Annotated in this window: 22 protein-coding genes; all 22 read right to left on the bottom strand. The window is 35.7% G+C overall.

The features are described 5' to 3' along the window. Positions 1-36 precede the first annotated feature (36 nt). Positions 37-777, bottom strand: a complete 741-nt coding sequence (locus OLD84_RS10365) for a pseudouridine synthase (protein ID WP_209462833.1) — start codon at positions 775-777, stop codon at positions 37-39. Between the two features lie 75 nt (positions 778-852). Next, entirely contained in the window at positions 853-1,383 is a 531-nt protein-coding gene (locus OLD84_RS10370; protein WP_209462834.1) for a spore maturation protein, read from the bottom strand. Between the two features lie 2 nt (positions 1,384-1,385). After that, positions 1,386-1,970, bottom strand: coding sequence for a nucleoside recognition domain-containing protein (locus OLD84_RS10375; RefSeq protein ID WP_209462835.1), 585 nt, complete (start codon positions 1,968-1,970; stop codon positions 1,386-1,388). A gap of 2 nt (positions 1,971-1,972) precedes the next feature. Continuing rightward, positions 1,973-3,064 (bottom strand): D-alanyl-D-alanine carboxypeptidase family protein, encoded by a 1,092-nt coding sequence (locus tag OLD84_RS10380; protein WP_209462836.1) that lies wholly within the window; start codon positions 3,062-3,064, stop codon positions 1,973-1,975. Between the two features lie 138 nt (positions 3,065-3,202). Then, positions 3,203-4,075 (bottom strand): superoxide dismutase, encoded by an 873-nt coding sequence (locus tag OLD84_RS10385; protein WP_209462837.1) that lies wholly within the window; start codon positions 4,073-4,075, stop codon positions 3,203-3,205. A 96-nt stretch (positions 4,076-4,171) separates the two neighbouring features. Then, positions 4,172-4,756 (bottom strand): SMC-Scp complex subunit ScpB, encoded by a 585-nt coding sequence (scpB, locus tag OLD84_RS10390; protein ID WP_209462838.1) that lies wholly within the window; start codon positions 4,754-4,756, stop codon positions 4,172-4,174. 2 nt (positions 4,757-4,758) lie between these two features. Next, entirely contained in the window at positions 4,759-5,496 is a 738-nt protein-coding gene (locus tag OLD84_RS10395) for a segregation/condensation protein A (protein ID WP_209462839.1), read from the bottom strand. Positions 5,497-5,644: 148 nt separating this feature from the next. Continuing rightward, positions 5,645-6,019 carry a GNAT family N-acetyltransferase gene (locus OLD84_RS10400; RefSeq protein WP_209462840.1) on the bottom strand — a complete coding sequence of 125 codons (375 nt, stop codon included), beginning with the start codon at positions 6,017-6,019 and terminating at the stop codon, positions 5,645-5,647. Positions 6,020-6,240: 221 nt separating this feature from the next. Beyond that, entirely contained in the window at positions 6,241-6,720 is a 480-nt protein-coding gene (locus tag OLD84_RS10405) for a site-2 protease family protein (RefSeq protein WP_209462841.1), read from the bottom strand. A gap of 45 nt (positions 6,721-6,765) precedes the next feature. After that, positions 6,766-7,200, bottom strand: coding sequence for a peptidylprolyl isomerase (locus OLD84_RS10410; RefSeq protein WP_209462927.1), 435 nt, complete (start codon positions 7,198-7,200; stop codon positions 6,766-6,768). Positions 7,201-7,273: 73 nt separating this feature from the next. Continuing rightward, entirely contained in the window at positions 7,274-8,599 is a 1,326-nt protein-coding gene (lysA, locus tag OLD84_RS10415) for a diaminopimelate decarboxylase (RefSeq protein WP_209462842.1), read from the bottom strand. A gap of 81 nt (positions 8,600-8,680) precedes the next feature. After that, positions 8,681-10,162: a spore germination protein gene (locus tag OLD84_RS10420; RefSeq protein ID WP_209462843.1), complete on the bottom strand. Its 1,482-nt coding sequence runs from the start codon at positions 10,160-10,162 to the stop codon at positions 8,681-8,683. Between the two features lie 26 nt (positions 10,163-10,188). Next, the gene (locus OLD84_RS10425; RefSeq protein ID WP_209462844.1) at positions 10,189-10,617 is read right to left on the bottom strand and encodes a stage V sporulation protein AB; all 429 of its coding nucleotides are present in this window, start codon (positions 10,615-10,617) and stop codon (positions 10,189-10,191) included. After that, positions 10,595-11,215: a stage V sporulation protein AA gene (locus tag OLD84_RS10430; RefSeq protein ID WP_209462845.1), complete on the bottom strand. Its 621-nt coding sequence runs from the start codon at positions 11,213-11,215 to the stop codon at positions 10,595-10,597. Before OLD84_RS10430 ends, OLD84_RS10425 begins: the two co-directional genes overlap by 23 nt. Before the next feature lie 242 nt (positions 11,216-11,457). Further along, entirely contained in the window at positions 11,458-12,213 is a 756-nt protein-coding gene (gene sigF / locus OLD84_RS10435) for an RNA polymerase sporulation sigma factor SigF (RefSeq protein WP_209462846.1), read from the bottom strand. A 12-nt stretch (positions 12,214-12,225) separates the two neighbouring features. Then, positions 12,226-12,666, bottom strand: coding sequence for an anti-sigma F factor (gene spoIIAB, locus OLD84_RS10440; protein ID WP_209462847.1), 441 nt, complete (start codon positions 12,664-12,666; stop codon positions 12,226-12,228). After that, the gene (spoIIAA, locus tag OLD84_RS10445; RefSeq protein ID WP_209462848.1) at positions 12,663-13,016 is read right to left on the bottom strand and encodes an anti-sigma F factor antagonist; all 354 of its coding nucleotides are present in this window, start codon (positions 13,014-13,016) and stop codon (positions 12,663-12,665) included. The genes spoIIAB and spoIIAA overlap by 4 nt, the downstream gene beginning before the upstream one ends. Positions 13,017-13,122: 106 nt before the next feature. Further along, positions 13,123-14,307, bottom strand: coding sequence for a D-alanyl-D-alanine carboxypeptidase family protein (locus OLD84_RS10450; RefSeq protein WP_209462849.1), 1,185 nt, complete (start codon positions 14,305-14,307; stop codon positions 13,123-13,125). Positions 14,308-14,415: 108 nt separating this feature from the next. Beyond that, positions 14,416-15,720, bottom strand: a complete 1,305-nt coding sequence (locus tag OLD84_RS10455; RefSeq protein ID WP_209462850.1) for a pyrimidine-nucleoside phosphorylase — start codon at positions 15,718-15,720, stop codon at positions 14,416-14,418. 21 nt (positions 15,721-15,741) lie between these two features. Further along, on the bottom strand, positions 15,742-16,563 hold the full coding sequence (locus OLD84_RS10460) for a purine-nucleoside phosphorylase (RefSeq protein ID WP_209462851.1): 822 nt from the start codon (positions 16,561-16,563) through the stop codon (positions 15,742-15,744). Between the two features lie 38 nt (positions 16,564-16,601). Beyond that, positions 16,602-17,777, bottom strand: coding sequence for a phosphopentomutase (gene deoB / locus OLD84_RS10465; RefSeq protein WP_209462852.1), 1,176 nt, complete (start codon positions 17,775-17,777; stop codon positions 16,602-16,604). A 95-nt stretch (positions 17,778-17,872) separates the two neighbouring features. Next, positions 17,873-18,766, bottom strand: a complete 894-nt coding sequence (gene xerD, locus OLD84_RS10470) for a site-specific tyrosine recombinase XerD (protein WP_209462853.1) — start codon at positions 18,764-18,766, stop codon at positions 17,873-17,875. Between the last annotated feature and the right edge of the window lies 1 nt (position 18,767).

An 18,767-nucleotide genomic window follows, 5' to 3' on the forward strand; every position in this document is an offset into this window, starting at 1 on the left:
CATTATACCACGTATACCCCGTGTAAAATTTGTCTATTATTTAACAATTTCACTTGCCTTATTCCATATCTGTTTAACTTCTTTTGGGTTTAATGCTCTATACTCACCAGGTTTTAGTCCATCTAATGTTAATACTCCATATCTTTCCCTCTTTAATTTCATCACCGGATACCCCAGTTGTTCCATCATACGTCTTACATGCTTATTTTTACCTTCATGTAATGTAATTTCAATTATCATTGTATTTTTTTTCTTGTCTGTCGATAAAATGTTATAGTTTGTAGCTTTTAAAATATCTTTATCTGATTTGACCCCTTTACGTAACTGACCTAACTCCATCTTGCTCGGAATTCCTTTTATTTTAGCTACGTATATCTTTTCTACTTCATATTTCGGATGCATAAGCTGATTAGCAAATTCTCCATCATTCGTTAATAACAATATTCCAGAAGTATCATAGTCGAGCCTACCAATTGGAAAGATACGTTCACTGATTCCCTCTAGGAAATCGGTCACTACTTTTCTTCCTTTATCATCTTTGACACTCGAAATAACACCGCGGGGTTTATATAGCAAATAATATACTGGTAATTCCTTTTCTAAAGGCACACCATTAACTTCAATCTTATCGTTTGCAGTAACTTTAGATCCTAATTCATCGACAACTTTATCATTAACCTTTATTTTTCCATCTACAATAAGTTGTTCTGCTTTTCTTCGTGATGTCACACCACTCTGTGCAATAACCTTTTGGAGTCTTTCTTCTCTGTTTGTCATAAATACCACCATATTTTAATTTTATTTTCTTACATAATAATAGCGTTAACTTTATGTTAACGCTACTTAAACGTACTATCCAAATATAATTGTAACAATAATGATTGATGCAAGTATACCAATTAAGTCGGCCAATAGTCCAACCTTTAATGCATACCTCATTTTTTTAATCCCTACAGCACCGAAATATACGGTTAAAATATATAAAGTAGTATCCGTACTGCCTTGCATAGTTGATGCTAATCTTCCGATAAACGAATCAGGTCCATGGGTGCTTATTAGTTCGGTCGTCATCCCAAGTGCTGCTGTACCTGAGATGGGTCTTACTAATGCCAAGGGGATGATATCGGGTGGAATACCAATTGATATCAACAGTGGTGAAATGAAACCGACAAAAGCCTCCAAAGCACCAGAACTTCTCAATATAGAAATGGACACTATCATACCTACTAAAAAAGGAAGTAAAGAAAATGCCATTTTGACACCCTCCTTTCCTCCTTCCACAAAAGTTTCATATGCTGGGACTCGTTTCCATGTTGCAGCAACGAGAACAAGTAATATAAAACATGGTATGAGCCACGTACTAACAGAAGTTATAATCCCCATTTCTATTTCCTCCAGATACTTTTGTAGTAGAAAAATCTGTCAATTAAAATTGCACTAACAGTTGATATCATCGTTGCAATAATGGTAGTTCCAACAATTTCTGTTGGAGATATGGAATTGTATTGCATACGAATTGCAATAACAGTTGTTGGAATTAACGTTAAGCTTGACGTATTTAAAGCTAAAAACGTGATCATCGACCGGGAAGCAGTATCGCTACCGCTTAATTGCTTCATCTGTTCCAATGCTTTAATTCCCATTGGTGTAGCTGCATTTCCTAAACCGAATAAATTCGCAGTTATATTTGATAATATATACCCCATCGCTGGATGATCTTTAGGAATATCAGGAAAAATCCTACTAATCACTGGTCTGAATAATTTGCTAAGTACTTCTAAGATACCGGCTGATTCTGCTACTTTCATAATACCAAGCCAGAACACCAAAACACTGATAAGCCCAATTGACAGTGTAACAGCTTCATTCGCGCTTTCAAACACCGCTTGATTTACTTGATCCATTGTTCCATTAAACATTGCATAAACGATTCCAATTATTGCCATACAGGCCCAAATAATATTAACCATAATTAATACAACCCAATGACTTTCTTGTAAAGGGAGAAAACATTTTGAAAAAAACCTTCTTCCTCTAATCCCGAATGGTCGTTAAAGATAGATGTTTCCATAATTTTATTTTCACCAAGATAAAACTCAGTTCTTCCGATTACATTGTCCGTTCTATTATTTTCTTTTAATAAATAAGATTGATTGTCAATATTCGCCATTTCATCTTCCGTTAAGGGAAATACCAAGTCTCGATGTAAATAACCAATAGTATCCGATTTCTCAAGTAGATACTCTTGCTTCCCTTCTCCAGCGATAGATTTCATGTCAAAATTTTCAAATCCCCATTCAAACATTGCTATATGATCCTCCCAGTCATTCGGAGCATTTAATGTAACCGCAATGAGATCCATGCCGTTTTTATTCGCTGAGGAAACTAATGTTCTTCCAGAACTCCTCGTAAATCCAGTTTTTCCCCCTGTGCTGTTATCATAATATTGTGTTAGTAACTTGTTTTTATTCTGCCAACTATAAGAACGATTACTAGATTGATAAGAAGTAGTTTCTGATACTTCGCGGAATTGTTCATTATCCATTGCTCTGCTCATAAGTAGTGCCATATCGTAGGCTGTTGAATAATGATTGTCCGAATCAAGTCCATGTGGATTTTCAAAGTTGCTATTCGTCATTCCCAGCCAGTTCGCTTTTTCATTCATTAAATAGACAAAACCTTCTTCACTCCCGCCAATATGCTCACTTAGGGCAATCGCAGCATCATTTCCTGACCTTAGCATTAAGCCGTAGACAAGATCTTCTATTGTTATCTTTTCACCTTGTTCCAAGTAGATGGAAGACCCCTCCGTATAAACAGCTTTTCTGCTGGTGGTTGCCTTCTCCTTCATCATTCCTGATTCAATTGCAAGTAATCCGGTCATGATCTTAGTTATACTTGCAATCAACTCTTCTTCATGTGCTTGTTTCTCAAATAAAACTCTTCCTGTAGATTGTTCAATCAAAATGGCATTACTGGCAGATACTCCAGGTTCAGCTTGTCCGGTTGAAGGATAAATAAGATTTAATAATAATAAACAAATCACGCATAAAACGAATCGCATAGTAGGGTTCCTCCCACAGGTATTGTGTCTATACATTTTATGCAGGATGTAAGGAGATATGAATAAATAAAAAAAATAATAGGTTCATCACCGTATCTTACATCGATCAATAACCGCAGGAGAAACACTATATTTCTATTAAAATAAAGGCCACTCCAGTTTTCTAGCTTCTACATACCGATCGTTTACATTATCCCAGTTAACGACATTCCACCAATTTTTTATATATTCTTCTTTGTCCGTTTTATATTGCAGGTAATATGCATGCTCCCACATATCTAATACGAGTAAAGGAATTGAATCTGCTAATTGAAATGATTGATGCTTTTCAAACGATTGTACAGCCAGTCTCCCGCTCCTCGGGTTCCATAATAATACAGCCCATCCGACACCTTCAACAGACGCTGCTACATCAGAAAATTTCTCTTTAAATTTATTCCATGATCCAAAGTCTTCTTCGATACGGTTTCTTATTTTACCAGAAGGTTTTTTACTAGAATCTGGTGTCATATTGTACCAAAAGATGGTATGCAAATTATGCCCCGATCCATGAAATGCTTGTTCTCTCAGCCAATGTTTGATTTCATCTGTATCATTGGTATATAATTCTTTTTCTGCCTTATTTAAACCATCGACATAGCTTTGATGGTGTTCGTTATGATGGAGGCGCATTATTTCTTCACTAATATACGGTTCAAGCGCATCATACTGATATGGTAATGGTGGCAATTCATGTTTTCCATAAGGGATATAATTAGGTTGTGCTTTCTTTTTTTCTTTGTTTTTTATATCAAACACGATTCGCTGCCCTACTTCTTGTAACGATTCAACATCCTCTGTTGTAATTTCGCTGCTCCTATTCAAATTTTTTATTTCTGTCTGCCAATTTTCTATTTGTTCCTTCCATTTATTTATCTCACTTTCTGGTTCACTAACACTGTTTAATGTATCTTTTGTATAATCTCCCCATTCAATAAGCTTTTCTAAATAAGAATGTTTATTACTCTCCATATGATCACCCCGAAGTAGCCTATGCATAGGTAAAAACATATGTGTAAAAAGAAATTCTACATTGTTATTCGATCAACGTAGAATTCCAGTAAAGTTTCACTTCGTATTTTGTTGTTGGAAGCGTTCGAAAAACAAGTCCGCTTCCTGCTTTAGATCGTCCGTATCGGCATCTTCAGGTAAAGGTGGTAATTCATCTAAGGACATTAAACCGAAGTAAGTCAAAAAATCTTTACTTGTTCCAAATAATATTGGCTTACCAATACTATCTTTACGGCCAGCTTCTTCAATTAACAACCTTGAAAGAAGTGTTTGTACAGGACGGTCACTTTTAACTCCTCTAATTTCATCAATTTCCGTTCTTGTAATGGGTTGCTGATAAGCAATAATGGCCAGTGTTTCGAGAGCTGCTTGAGACATACGTGTTGTCTGCGGAGTTTCCAGTAATTTTTTATGATAAACGCTATGTTCAGGTATTGTCGTTAAATGAAAAATTTGATGGGATTGCATGATCATAATGCCGCGTTCTGCTTGCTCATAATCGTATTTGATTTCTTCAATCAACTGTTCAGCGGACACTTCTGTTATTTCTACTATTTTTGCTAATTGTTTTATTGAAACACCCTCGTCACCACTTGCAAATAATAAACCTTCTACAATGGCCTTTAGTTTGGTAAATTCCACAGCTATCCTCCCCTGTAAAACACATATAAAACGTCTAATTGCTGCTGTTGTTTACAATATATTTCATTGGCCTTCATCAATTCCAATAATGCCATAAAAGTAACAACAATATGAGAACGCGATTTATAGGTGAATAATTGGTCAAATGAGATTCCTTTTTTTGAGTCTTTTACTAATTGCAATACTTCCTCCATTTTATATTCAATTGAAATTTCAGCCCGCTTTATTTTTGTATCTAATGGTTCGTTCCATTTTTTCCGCTCCATCATCTTCCCTAATGCGGAAAGCATTTCGTACACAGAAACATTGCCTTGTACGACTGGTTGGTTATCAAGCTTCAGCTTTTCCGATGAAAAAGGAGGTCTCGTAAATAATTGATTGGCATTTATCTCTATCTTTTTTAATTTATCTGCAGCTTCTTTGTATTTTCGATACTCAATTAAACGCTTCATCAATTCTTCTCTCGGATCTTCTATGAATTCTTCTGATTCATCCGTTAATTTTTGTTTTGGCAAAAGCATTTGACTTTTAATTGCTACCAGAGTTGCTGCCATTACCAGGTATTCACTAGCAATATTTAAGTCCAGACGTTGCATTGTATGAATATAATGCATATATTGATCTGTAATTTGTGACATTGGTATATCATATATGTCTATTTCGAATTGATTAATTAAATGTAATAATAAATCAAGCGGTCCTTCAAATACATCTAATTTTACTTGATAAGCCTGATCCATATCCTAGCTTCCTTTCTTAGCAGAAATGAAAGTAAAGAGTAAAACTTCATTCAGTGTGGGGTTCGACGTACAAACGTTCTCGATGAGTTATCCTATCAGCGGAACAAAAGCCAGCCCTTTTCATAACGGGCTGGCTTATCTTTTATCTTTAGTCCTGTTGATCCTGTTTACCAGATTCATCACATTTATTTTGAAATTGCTGTAATTCATCGGTTGCTGATACTACATACTTATGTTGATAAAGCTTACGAACTTCATTTACCATTCGCTTACCAATTCCTATATTACGGTGCGATGGATTAACGGAAACATGTTGAATAACAATATTTAAATCATCTTCCTCCCTTAATCCGACCGCACCTAAGATATCGTCCTCTTTCCATAAAAAGAGATGCCAGTCTGAATTTGTTTCATATTCCTTGATTGTTTGCTGCAATTTTTTTACATCTTTCTTTTCTTCTGGCATAAAAGATAGTAAACCCATCGCAATTTTTTCCATATTTTTTTTATAGCGAATTAACATAGATACCCCTCATTAACAAAATAGCTTACAATCATTTTACGTAAAGACATATCCTCATTGTAGTAGTTGCAATTCAAAAATCAATTTAATTTAGTTGAACCCTTACCATTATTACGATGCCTATTAAAGTTTGTAGTTATATATTTATGTATTATATCATTGAATTGTCAATAAGAAAACATACACTAAGATCATCATTAACAACTTACACATAAAACATACTACTTTTCTTTTTTAATTTTGAATTGTGATTTCTTTTGTAAAATTGTTTTAAGGATCAAATAACCGTCTGATGTTTTTCCTTTAATGTTAAATGGGATACTATTTATAAAAGCTAGCCATATATTAAATAAAAACAGCAAGTGCCAATAATTAGTTGGAAAAATTGTATATAATATATAAAAGAGGCAAGCAAATAACCCACTCGCAACAGGGCCTAGAATGGATATCCATATAATCTCCTTTTTTTTGTATGGAACTATCCTTTGATTATGTGCCAAGCCGCCTAAAAAGAAAATAGCATGAATGTTAAAGTTAATTTCCTTAAAGGTAAATGTGTTAATCCGTTTCCCTAGGCCAATTGAAAATGTGATGTTATCCGCATTTACAACTCGCGCAGCAATAGCATGGCCCATTTCATGTAACAATGTGCTAAGTGGAGCCACAATAAATATAAGGTATAGCAACAAATAAATATCCATAATAACTTCCTTAGAAGAACCCGAATTACTATCAGGTATTATCTATTACTCTGAAAATACCTTCATTTCTTTCATAACATCTCCGTTGCTCATCTCTTTTGCATATTCTACACCTGAAGTAACTTGGCCGAATACGGTATGAACGCCGTTCAAATGCGGCTGCTCATCATGAACAATGAAAAATTGTGAACTACCAGTATCCTTGCCTGCATGTGCCATTGATAATGATCCTTCTACGTGTTTATGAGGGTTACCTTCTGTTTCACACTTAATCGTATAACCAGCATTCCCAGCACCAGTTCCATTAGGGCATCCGCCTTGACTGACAAAACCATCTATTACTCTATGAAACGTCAACCCATCATAGAAATTACTATTTGCTAACTTTTCAAAATTAGCTACGGTGTTTGGTGCTTCATTTGGATAAAGCTCAAATTCAATTTTATTGTCATTTTCCATTACAATATATCCTTTTTTAATCATTTGTACATCTCCTTAGTATTATAATTCTTTAATTATTTTATCACTTAATGTGTTTATTTAAAAGAAAATGTTACATTTCAATTTTTTCTTCGCTATAAGATAAATCATTTTTTACAACATCTTTATAGGTTTCTCTACGTACTACCAGTGTGTCATTACCATTTTCTACGAACACAACAGCGGCTTTGGGTATCCGGTTATAGTGATTCGCCATAGAATACCCATAAGCACCTGTGGAGAATACAGCAAGTATATCTCCATTATCAACTTCAGGTATAGGTAAATCCCAAATAAGCATGTCACCAGATTCACATGCTTTCCCTGCTACAGAAGTGGTGTTTACAGGCTTATAATCAGCTTTATTTGCAAGTACAGCCTCGTAGGTTGCTCCATATAAAGCAGGCCTTAGATTATCTGTCATACCTCCATCAACAGAAATATAATTTCGGATCTCAGGTATGTTTTTCACAGCGCCTATCGTATATAGAGTTATACCAGCATTCCCTACAATTGCTCTTCCTGGTTCAACCCATATTTCCGGTAGGGGTATGTTCAGATCACTAGCATGATATTGAACAGATTGTACAAGCTCTTCAACGAATGTGTGTAATGATAATGGTGAATCTTCGCCTGTATAACGTATCCCAAAACCTCCACCTAAGTTTAACACTTCTGGGACAAATCCATCTTGTTCATTCCATATTGCAATATGTTCAAACAACACTTTCGTTGCCATTACAAAACTTCCCGTTTCAAATATTTGGGAGCCGATGTGGCAATGCAGGCCTTTGAAACGTATAGATTTATGGTTATGCAATAAATGAAATGCTTCTTGTGCTTGTCCATTTTGCAGGTTGAAACCAAACTTGGAGTCTTCATTTCCTGTCATTATATACTTGTGCGTTTTCGATTCAATACCAGGGGTTACACGCATTAAAACATCTATCGTTTTATTGTATTTTTTCAGTAGGTTTTCAATCATTTCAATTTCAAGGAAGTTATCGATAACGATACAGCCAATATCATGAGAAATTGCCATTTCTAATTCGCTTAAACTTTTATTATTTCCATGCATATGAATTTTTTCTACAGGAAAATCAGCCTGTAATGCCGTATATAATTCACCTTCAGAAACAACATCCAATGATAATCCTTCCTGTTTCACAACTTGCAGCATTGCTATTGAAGAAAAAGCTTTGCTCGCATAAGCCACTTCCGCCTTTATATCTAGCTCTTTAAATGTATTCACAAAAGCTCTGCAATTCTCACGTATCATGGATACATCATATACATATAACGGTGTACCATATTTGTTTGCCAATTCCATTGAATCCATTCCGCCAATTTCCAAGTGACCTCTTTTGTTTGTTTGAAATGGATGATTATCTAATATCATTTTATTTTCCTCCACGCTAATTTTGAAGTGTAAAAAAACTTTATCATATTGATAAGAAAAATAAAAGAGCTAACTATCAAGTTAACTCTTATGAGGAGGTTGTCGGTAGTTATTTTTTGGATGTACAATACTTGGTCTACTGTTCGAATATGGAACTGGAATACGTACCAACACATGTAACATGGCCTTCGCATTAAAGGGTATAAATGGCCAAAAGTAAGGTGTTTTTAGCGACCTTAAATTAACTAAAAACAGTAAATGCATGACAAAGCCAATGACAAAGCCAATTAGTCCAAAGAAGCCTGTAGCAAGAATTAGCAATAAATTCATCACTTTATTTGCTACGCTTAGCTCATAACTTGGTGTCACATATCCTCCTATAGCAGCTATAGACACATATAAAATCACTTCTGGAGTAAACATTCCTACATCAATGGCTATTTGTCCTATTAATACTGCGGCAATTAATCCCATAGAAGTAGCAAGTGCGGTCGGGGTATGGATCGCGGCCAGTCGCAAAAATTCTATCCCTACAACTGCCATGACTATTTGAATGTATATTGGGATATTACCTTCTTCGTTTGGTCCTATAAATGACAATTCATTAGGAAGTAACGCCGGTTCCAACGTAAATAGGAGCCATAATGGTAATAAATACATCGATGCCAGAATTGCTATAAATCTAATGGCTCTAACAAAAGTACCAATGGATGGCGCTTGTCTAAATTCCTCTGCATGCTGCAAATGATGAAAAAAAGTAGTAGGAAGAATAATTGTACTAGGCGATGTATCTACGATAAGCAATACATGTCCTTCTAATAAATGATTTGCTGCAACATCCGGCCTTTCCGTATACCTTACTAATGGGTACGGTGACCATTTACGGTCAATGATATACTCTTCAACCGTTTTATCAGCCATTGTAATACCATCGATTTCAATCTTATTAATTTTTTCTTTTATAATATTAACAAGGCCGTCATCTGCCACATCCGCCAAATAACTTATACATACATCGGTCTTGGAACGTTCCCCAACTTTTAATATTTCCTGGCGTAGTCTTGTATCACGTAATCTCCTCCTTGTTAAAGCTGTGTTCTCAATAATGTTTTCGGTATAACCATCTCTTGATCCTCTAATAACCCGCTCTGTATCAGGTTCTTCCGGTGTTCTACCTGGATATTGGCGAACATCTATAATAAGAGCTTTTTTTACTCCGTTCACAAACACAATAATGAGACCTGAAAGCATTTGATCTATTGCTTCATCCATCGTCTCAGATTTCTCTAATTGCTGATGTACAAGTCGATTTTCGACCGTTTCAAATACTTTTTTTGTATTACTTTCATTATCATTTATTTCAACTAATTTCTTCAATAACTCCTGAATTACAGCTGTGTCACATAAACCCGTAACATAATAGATGTGTATTTTTTCTTTTAAAACAATAAGCTCACGAAAGTCCACATCAAATGAAACATCTAAACCCAATCTCTCTTTCATATATGTTTTATTTTCTTCAATATTAGCAGAGACAGGGATTTTATTATCAGTACTTTTCATTTTATTCACTCCACTCTGGCTACGTTCTACGTAACAAAGTATACCCACTGAAATAACGATCCAGCTATTTTACCAAATACTATTGCCATTAATAACCATAATGTATACTTTTCTATACCAATTCTTCTTGTTAATATCGGGAACACATTTAATACCTCTGTTAATGCAGCTGCCAGCATTCCATTGAATATACCTTGGAAAGCACCCCAAATTACTAATAAAATGATTGGCTGATCCCAAGTTATATTCGTAAAAGTCAAATACGTACCAAATAATGTACCTGCTATCACAACTGATGAATAGACTTTCAATAATCGTTCGGTCTTCGTTAATTGAATTAATCTGGGTATAATTCCTAATACGGTTAAAAAGGCGACAAATCCAGCACCGACTGCAAGACCTCCACCAAGCCCAATTATAATCTGAATAATATTAATTAGGAGGTTTTGTATCATTTAATTCATTTTCATAGTGATTCACGTAGTTATCAAGATTTTGCTGATACTTAAATATCTCAACTTCAAGTGGGCTTGGCTCTTCATTAAATCGTTTATTAAACCAATGATTAAAAAATAATAACATACCAATTCCGAGGCCAAAGGAGTATGGAATCTGAATCCATAATGGAAATTCATTCTGTTCTCCTGTCAGTAAAAAATGGATCCTTTGCTGAACTTCTTGCATACTAACATCATAATGAAAATTCATGATCGTCATTGCAGTACCTACAAATAGAAGCAGCCACACACTAGAAATCACTAATATAGGTGCTTTTTTCTTCTTTTCATTAATTCGTATAAGTGTTTGTGTTGGTCCAATAACTTCGAACTCCAGATCGTTATATTCACTATTTAGATGGTCTATTACTAAAAAACTGTCAATGACCACGATATTGTTATCTTTTTCACTAATTCGATATATGGTGGTATCTTCTAGTTTCTTCCTCTTTTGTGTAGAAGAAGTAGATACATACGCTATGTGTTTTATTTGAACCTGCTGCATAAAGGACAACTCTATTTGCTTTTTAAAACGTAAATACACGATATCCGCCATCGGCATATCACCCTTTGCAAGTCGATAAAAATAGTATTTGTCAGAAGTACAGATTTTATCATTAGAAAATATTGGTTATCAGCTAATTTGTTGAAACCATAGGATTTTTTATTTTTACATCGCAGATATACGTGTTTAGAAAACTTGGCATTCGTTCTAGGGACTCTTAGAAAGCGTTCTTTGCTTTGTTAGGCAGTTTCCTATTTGCTTACATAGAAAAACCATCACATGGTGTGATGGTTTTAAAAATCCATATTTATTCTCATTTCTTGTAATATCTTTTTTTCCAATCGAGAGACTTGGACTTGTGATATTCCAAGTCTCTCGGCCACTTCAGTTTGTGTTTGATCTTTGTAATAGCGAAGATACACAATTAACCTTTCTCGTTCATTCAACCCTCTTATTGCTTCCTGTAACGAAATCTTATCAAACCAATTTGTTTCCTGGTCAGCTATTTGATCTAATAAAGTAATTGGATCTCCATCGTTTTCAAATACAGTTTCATGAATAGAATGTGGAGATTTAGAAGCTTCCTGTGCATGCACGACCTCTTCTGATGAGATTTCTAAAGCTTCAGCAATTTCGTTTACGGTTGGAGATCTACCGTATAGTTTTGTTAGTTCATCCTTTTTTTTACGAATTTTATTTCCAACTTCTTTTAATGATCGGCTTACCTTCACGCTCCCGTCATCCCTGATAAAACGTTGTATTTCCCCTATTATCATTGGGACGGCGTACGTAGAGAACCTTACATCATAAGATAGATCAAATTTATCAATTGACTTAATAAGTCCTATACTTCCAATTTGAAATAAGTCGTCTGGGTCGTATCCTCGATTAATAAAACGTTGTACGACAGACCATACAAGGCGCACGTTTTTCTCAACTAAGAAATTTCTGGCTTGCAAATCTCCTTCTTGACTTTTAAATATATAATCTTTCACCTGTTCATCCGATAGGTTCTCTTTACGGCTACTATTTTTAACATTTACATTCATAGGCAGACACCCCTAATTACTAACCGTTTCACTTTTCATTAATTGCTTGGTCATGTTTACGGTTGTACCATGATCAGGTGTTGACATAACTTCAACTGTATCCATAAAGTTTTCAATGATTGTAAATCCCATACCAGACCTTTCTAATTCAGGTTTGGACGTATATAACGGCTGAAGCGCTTCGTCAATATTACCAATTCCTACTCCACTATCCTTAATCGTTAATTCAATTTCTCCATCATGAATCTGACAGCTAATAGAAATAGTATGATGCGCTTCATTGTTATAACCATGAATAATAGAATTCGTTACTGCTTCAGAAACGACCGTCTTAATTTCTGTTAATTCTTCCATAGTAGGATCCAATTGCGTAATAAAAGCTCCTACGCTGACTCGTGCAAATGATTCATTCTGACTGACACTAGAAAATTCCAAAAACATTTCATTTTTCATGAAGCCACCCCCAACGTTTCTAAAGCAAATTCTTCATTCTCCTCTAAGCGAATAATTTTAAATAAACCTGACATCTCGAATAAACGTTTAACTGGTGGTGAAATAGAACATACTACCATCTCTCCGCCAATTTGGAGAACTTCTTTATATCTCCCCAACACAACACCTAATCCAGAACTATCCATGAATGTCATAGACTCCAGATTTAATAGGACATGCTTTACGTCATTTTTATACATCATATCTTTCCATTGTTCACGTAATAACTCTGCTTCGTGGTGATCCAATTCTCCAGAGAGCCTTACGATTAATACATCTTGTTTTAGATCAAACAGTGAATTCAAACCCATTTAATTTCCTCCTTGTAGATACGCTTATAATTTACTTTTCTCGATTAAGTGGGTTAATTCCTGCCTTACTACAAAAGTAGAAGTTATTCGATTAAATTAGATGAAATTACCGATATTTCGCCATTTCCTGCATAGACCTCTTTATAAATGTGAAATAGGAAGCCTTTTCGATACCTCGGTCCACTACTAATGGTGTCTCTGATAACGTATCATTTTCATTTTCTACGATCAAAGTCCCTACTTGATCACCTTTCTTAAGTGGAAGCGTAACATCCTCTTCAACATTTACAATTGTTTGTAGGTTCTCAGTCGACTCTCCTTTTGCATGAATCGTACTTATTGATTGAGATGCTACAACATCTATATCTTTATTTTCTGCTTTTAAAAGCTGCATCGTTGTAATTATTTCATCTTTATCAAAGAGTTTCTTTGTATCAAAATGATTAAATGCATAATCGAGCATTTCAGAGACAGTAGCATTTCTTTCCTTTGGAGTTTCTACACCCATTACAACAGCAACTACTCGCATATCATCTTTTTGTGCTGTAGCCGTCAAACAATATTTTGCCTCATTCGTAAATCCTGTCTTCAAACCATCTACTCCAGAGTAGAACCGGACCAGTCTATTTGTATTTACTAACCAAAATTCATCTTCTTCGCCTTCTCTTAAGTAATCTTCATAAACAGATGTATAATCTGTTATCGTTTCGTATTTTAATAATTCTTTTGCTATTATTGCCATATCATACGATGTACTGTAATGGTCATCAGCAGGTAAACCAGTTGTGTTTTGAAACTTCGTATTTTCTAACTCTAACGTTTCTACTTTATCGTTCATTTTTTGTACAAAAGCTTCTTCACTACCAGCAATCCTTTCTGCCAAGGCTACACTAGCATCGTTACCAGAAGCAATAGCAACACCTTTCAACAGATCTTCTACGGACATCTCTTCACCTGCTTCTAAAAACACTTGTGACCCACCCATTGAAGCCGCGTATTCGCTAATTTGTATCACTTCGTCTAATTCTAGATCACCTTGATCCAGCGCCTCCATAATTAAAAGTAATGTCATTACTTTAGTCATACTGGCTGGCGGAAGCTTCTCATGAGCATTTTTATCGAAAATTAATTTTCCAGTATCTCTTTCTATTAAAATGGCCGATTCAGCATCTGATGCAAGATCTAATGATTCATTAGAATTATCATTATTTTCTTCTTCTGCAAAAACAGGAGCGGCTATCGCGAATGTCATTAAATATATGAAGCTGACAATTAAAACAAACTTTTTCATTATTTTACCTCCAGCAATTAATATAATTTTAGGATTGCCATCATCGGTGTTTTTTATACTTTCGTAAATGAAAAAAAGCACACTGAAATGTGTGCTTTTTTCTTCATATTATTTCGTGATCATATCATAAACTAAAGTAGGTGCTTCCACATCTGTATTTGAGATATCAATACTTGCATATAATTTTTCTTTCACATCTTCAACAGCATCCTGGTTTGCATGTATTGTCAGTAGAGATTCACCTTCTTGTACGCTATCACCTATTTTTTTATGCAGGACGATACCTACTGCAAGGTCAATCTGAGAATCTTTGGTAGCTCTCCCGGCTCCTAGCATCATTGCTGAATAACCAATATCATCTGCAATTATCTTTGCAATAGTTCCTGATTGTTTTGCTGGTAATTCAATCTTATAGGTAGATTGCGGTAAGGTTTCTGGTGAATCCGCTACACTCGCGTCTCCACCTTGTGATTCAAGGAAAATCTTAAACTGTTCCAAAGCTTTCCCATTAGTAAGATTGGTTTCTAGTTTTAATCTTGCTTCTTCGATATTATCCGCTTTATCAGCTAAGACAACCATCTGGCTACCTAAGGTGAGACACAGTTCAGTTAAATCTTCTGGCCCCCTTCCTTGAAGGGTATCAATTGCTTCTTTCACCTCCAAGGCATTTCCAATTGCGTTACCAAGTGGCTGACTCATATCGGAGATAACTGCCATTGTATTTCTTCCAACTTGATTCCCAATAGATACCATAGCATTAGCAAGGTTTTTGGCTTCTTCAATCTCTTTCATGAAAGCACCTGCACCAGTTTTTACATCCAGTACGATGCCATCCGCGCCTGACGCTATTTTCTTACTCATAATCGAACTGGCGATTAAAGGAATGGAATTTACTGTAGCAGTTACATCTCTTAATCCATATATTTTTTTGTCTGCCGGTGTTAAGTTACCAGATTGACCAACTACCGCAACTTTATTCTGATTCACAAGTTCAATAAATTCATCATTCGTTATTTCTACATGGAATCCTGGAACTGCTTCGAGCTTATCAATTGTACCACCAGTATGCCCAAGTCCTCTTCCGCTCATCTTCGCAACTGGGACACCTACTGAAGCTACCAATGGAGCCAGGATCAAGGTTGTTGTATCGCCAACGCCACCAGTGGAATGCTTGTCTACTTTTATACCAGAAATCGCAGAAAGATCAATTTGATCACCGGATTCAACCATGGATGTTGTTAAATTTGCACGTTCCTCTTGTGTCATATCCTGAAAATAAATAGCCATTAATAATGCGCTTGCTTGATAATCTGGGATTTCGTTATTTGTATATCCCTCTATAAAAAATTGTATTTCTTCTTGTGTTAGCGAGTGCCCATCTCTTTTTTTTTCAATGATGTCATACATTCTCATATTAATCAGCCTTTTTATAATTTATTGTGGTAATGTTTTTATGATTTTTTTGATAAATTGCAAGAAGTCCTCTCTCACCTTTTCTGTTGTTTCAATTACTTCTGTATGGGTTAATGGCTGGTCCAATATCCCTGCTGCCATATTAGAGATGCATGAGATACCTAATACGCGTAAACCAGCATGTCCTGCTGTAATAACTTCCGGTACTGTAGACATCCCTACAGCATCACCGCCAAAACTTCTAAGCATCTTAATTTCGGTAGGTGTTTCATAAGTCGGCCCTGTATTTCCTACATACACGCCCTTTTTCAAACCTATTCCAAGCTCATTAGCACAAGAAATTGCATGTTGCATATATTCTTTATCATATACTTGTGACATATCAGGAAAGCGTACACCTAGGTCATCATCATTTTCACCAATTAATGGGTTATCTCCCATATTATTAACATGATCCGAAATTAACATTAAATCACCCGGGTTAAAGTCAACATTAATCCCCCCTGCTGCATTAGTCACGATAATGGACTCAATACCTAGCTGTTTCATAACACGCACTGGAAAGGTTACCTGTTGCATCGAGTAGCCTTCATAATAATGAAATCTTCCTTGCATGGCTATAACCTGTTGTCCTTCGAGTTCCCCTATGACTAATTGACCTTTATGACCCGTAACTGTTGATGTAGGAAAATGTGGTATTTCTTTATAAGGGATCTTTACCGGATTTTCAATTTCTTCTCCCAATACACCGAGGCCAGAACCTAAGATTAAGCCAATTGTAGGTTTTACAGATAATTTTCCCGAAATATAAGAACTTGCTTCTTTGATACTCTTTTGTTTCATTTGATTAAACCCCTTCCATATAAAATTTCTGAAGCACGTTACATTTCACTTAGAAAACTTTTACCAAAGGCTGGCATTGTCACGCCAAAGTTATCAGCAATTGTCGCACCAATATCCGCAAAAGTCTTTCTTATCGGTAATTCTTTTCCATCTGTGATCGATGAATGATGAACAATCAACGGAACGTATTCACGTGTATGATCCGTTCCATGATGAATAGGGTCATTCCCGTGATCCGCAGTTATAATAAGTAGATCATCTTCTTTAATTTGATCCAGTACCTCTGGAAGCCTTGCATCATAAGCTTCAAGCGCTTCACCATACCCTTGTGGATCACGGCGGTGACCAAATTTAGCATCAAAATCAACTAGATTTAAAAAACTAATACCAGTAAAATCTTGATTCATGGACTCAACTAATTTTGTCATTCCGTCGGCATTATCAGCTGTACGAATCGCTTCTGTAACCCCTTCGCCATCATAAATGTCATCTATTTTCCCTAAAGCAATTACATCATAATCAGCATCTTTAAGTTCATTCATTACAGTCCGGCCAAATGGTTTCAATGCATAATCATGACGATTGGGTGTCCGTTGGAAATTCCCATGTTCACCAACGAACGGACGCGCAATCACTCGTCCAACCATGTATTTCTCATCCAATGTCAGCTCCCGAGCGATTTTACAAATTCGATACTGTTCTTCAATCGAAACAATTTCTTCGTGTGCAGCAATCTGAAGCACAGAATCAGCTGATGTATAGACAATTAATGCCCCAGTATCCATGTGTTCTTTACCAAGTTCCTCTAGAATAGCCGTTCCAGATGCAGGTTTATTTCCAATAATCTTTCTTCCGGTTTTCTCTTCTAATTCCGTTATTAACTCAACTGGAAAGCCATTAGGAAATGTTCGAAATGGCTTCTCAATATTTAAGCCCATGATCTCCCAGTGTCCTGTCATTGTATCTTTGCCATTTGAGGCTTCTTCCATTTTTGTAAAATGTGCTTTGGGTGACGTAGCTTTTGGTATCCCTTTGAACTGTTTAATATTACTAAGACCTAAACCAGCCATATTTGGCATATGCAAACCATTCATATGCTCAGCAATATGACCTAATGTGTCTGCATTTTTATCATTAAACTTTTCTGCATCAGGTGCTTCACCAATTCCAACAGAATCCATCACAACTAAAAAAACACGCTTAAATTTTGTCATTTAAATTACCTCCTCACTATAATTATATTCCCAACAATCCTTTTATCTATGTCTCTTGTGTATGTTGTAAGATGTCTGACCACTATTTTAAAAAATTATGCTCTTGGATGATACGTTTTATATATATCTGTGAGTCTAGCTTTTGTCACATGGGTATAAATTTGTGTGGTAGATATATCGACATGCCCCAGCATCTCTTGTACCACACGTAAATCTGCACCATTTTCAAGTAAATGAGTAGCAAAAGAATGCCGCAATGTGTGTGGTGTAATCGTTTTGTTTATGCGCGCACTGCTTGCAGCCCCTTTTAGTATTTTCCAAAAACCTTGTCTTGATAATGGCCTACCATGTTGATTAACAAATAATACATTGTCATCGTTTTGACGTTTTACCAAAACTCCTCTTGCATGAGTTAAATAATCCTCTACAGCTCTTTTTGCGACGTTACCAAGAGGGACTATTCTTTCTTGTGATCCTTTGCCTAGACATTGAACAAAGCCCATCGTTAAGTGTAGGTCGCTTACTTTTAACGTTATTAATTCGCTTACACGTAATCCAGTAGCGTATAATAATTCAAGCATCGCTTTATTTCGAATGCTTAATGGTGAATCTCCATTTATTGTTAGCAACGTTTCGACGTCTTGCTTTGATAACACATCTGGTAGCTTTTGTTCCTTCTTGGGGGTTTCAATATGCAAGCTCGCGTCCTGTTTCACTAGCTGCTCACCTATTAAAAACCGATGAAAGGATCGTATGGATGCTATATGTCGTGATATGGTTGCTGAAGATTTTCCATTATCCTTTAACATATACAAAAACCCAATAATATCAGTTCTTACTACTGTTTCCCAATCCGTTTTCTGCATAACTGTTCCAATATATTGAAGGTAACTTGTCAAGTCACGTTTATAGGATTTTATTGTATTTTCAGACAAGCCTCTTTCTATTCGCAAGTAATGAAAAAAATCTTCAAATGCATATGTCAGCATA

Origin of the sequence: Virgibacillus natechei, assembly GCF_026013645.1 — a bacterium.
GTDB lineage: Bacteria > Bacillota > Bacilli > Bacillales > Amphibacillaceae > Virgibacillus_L > Virgibacillus_L natechei.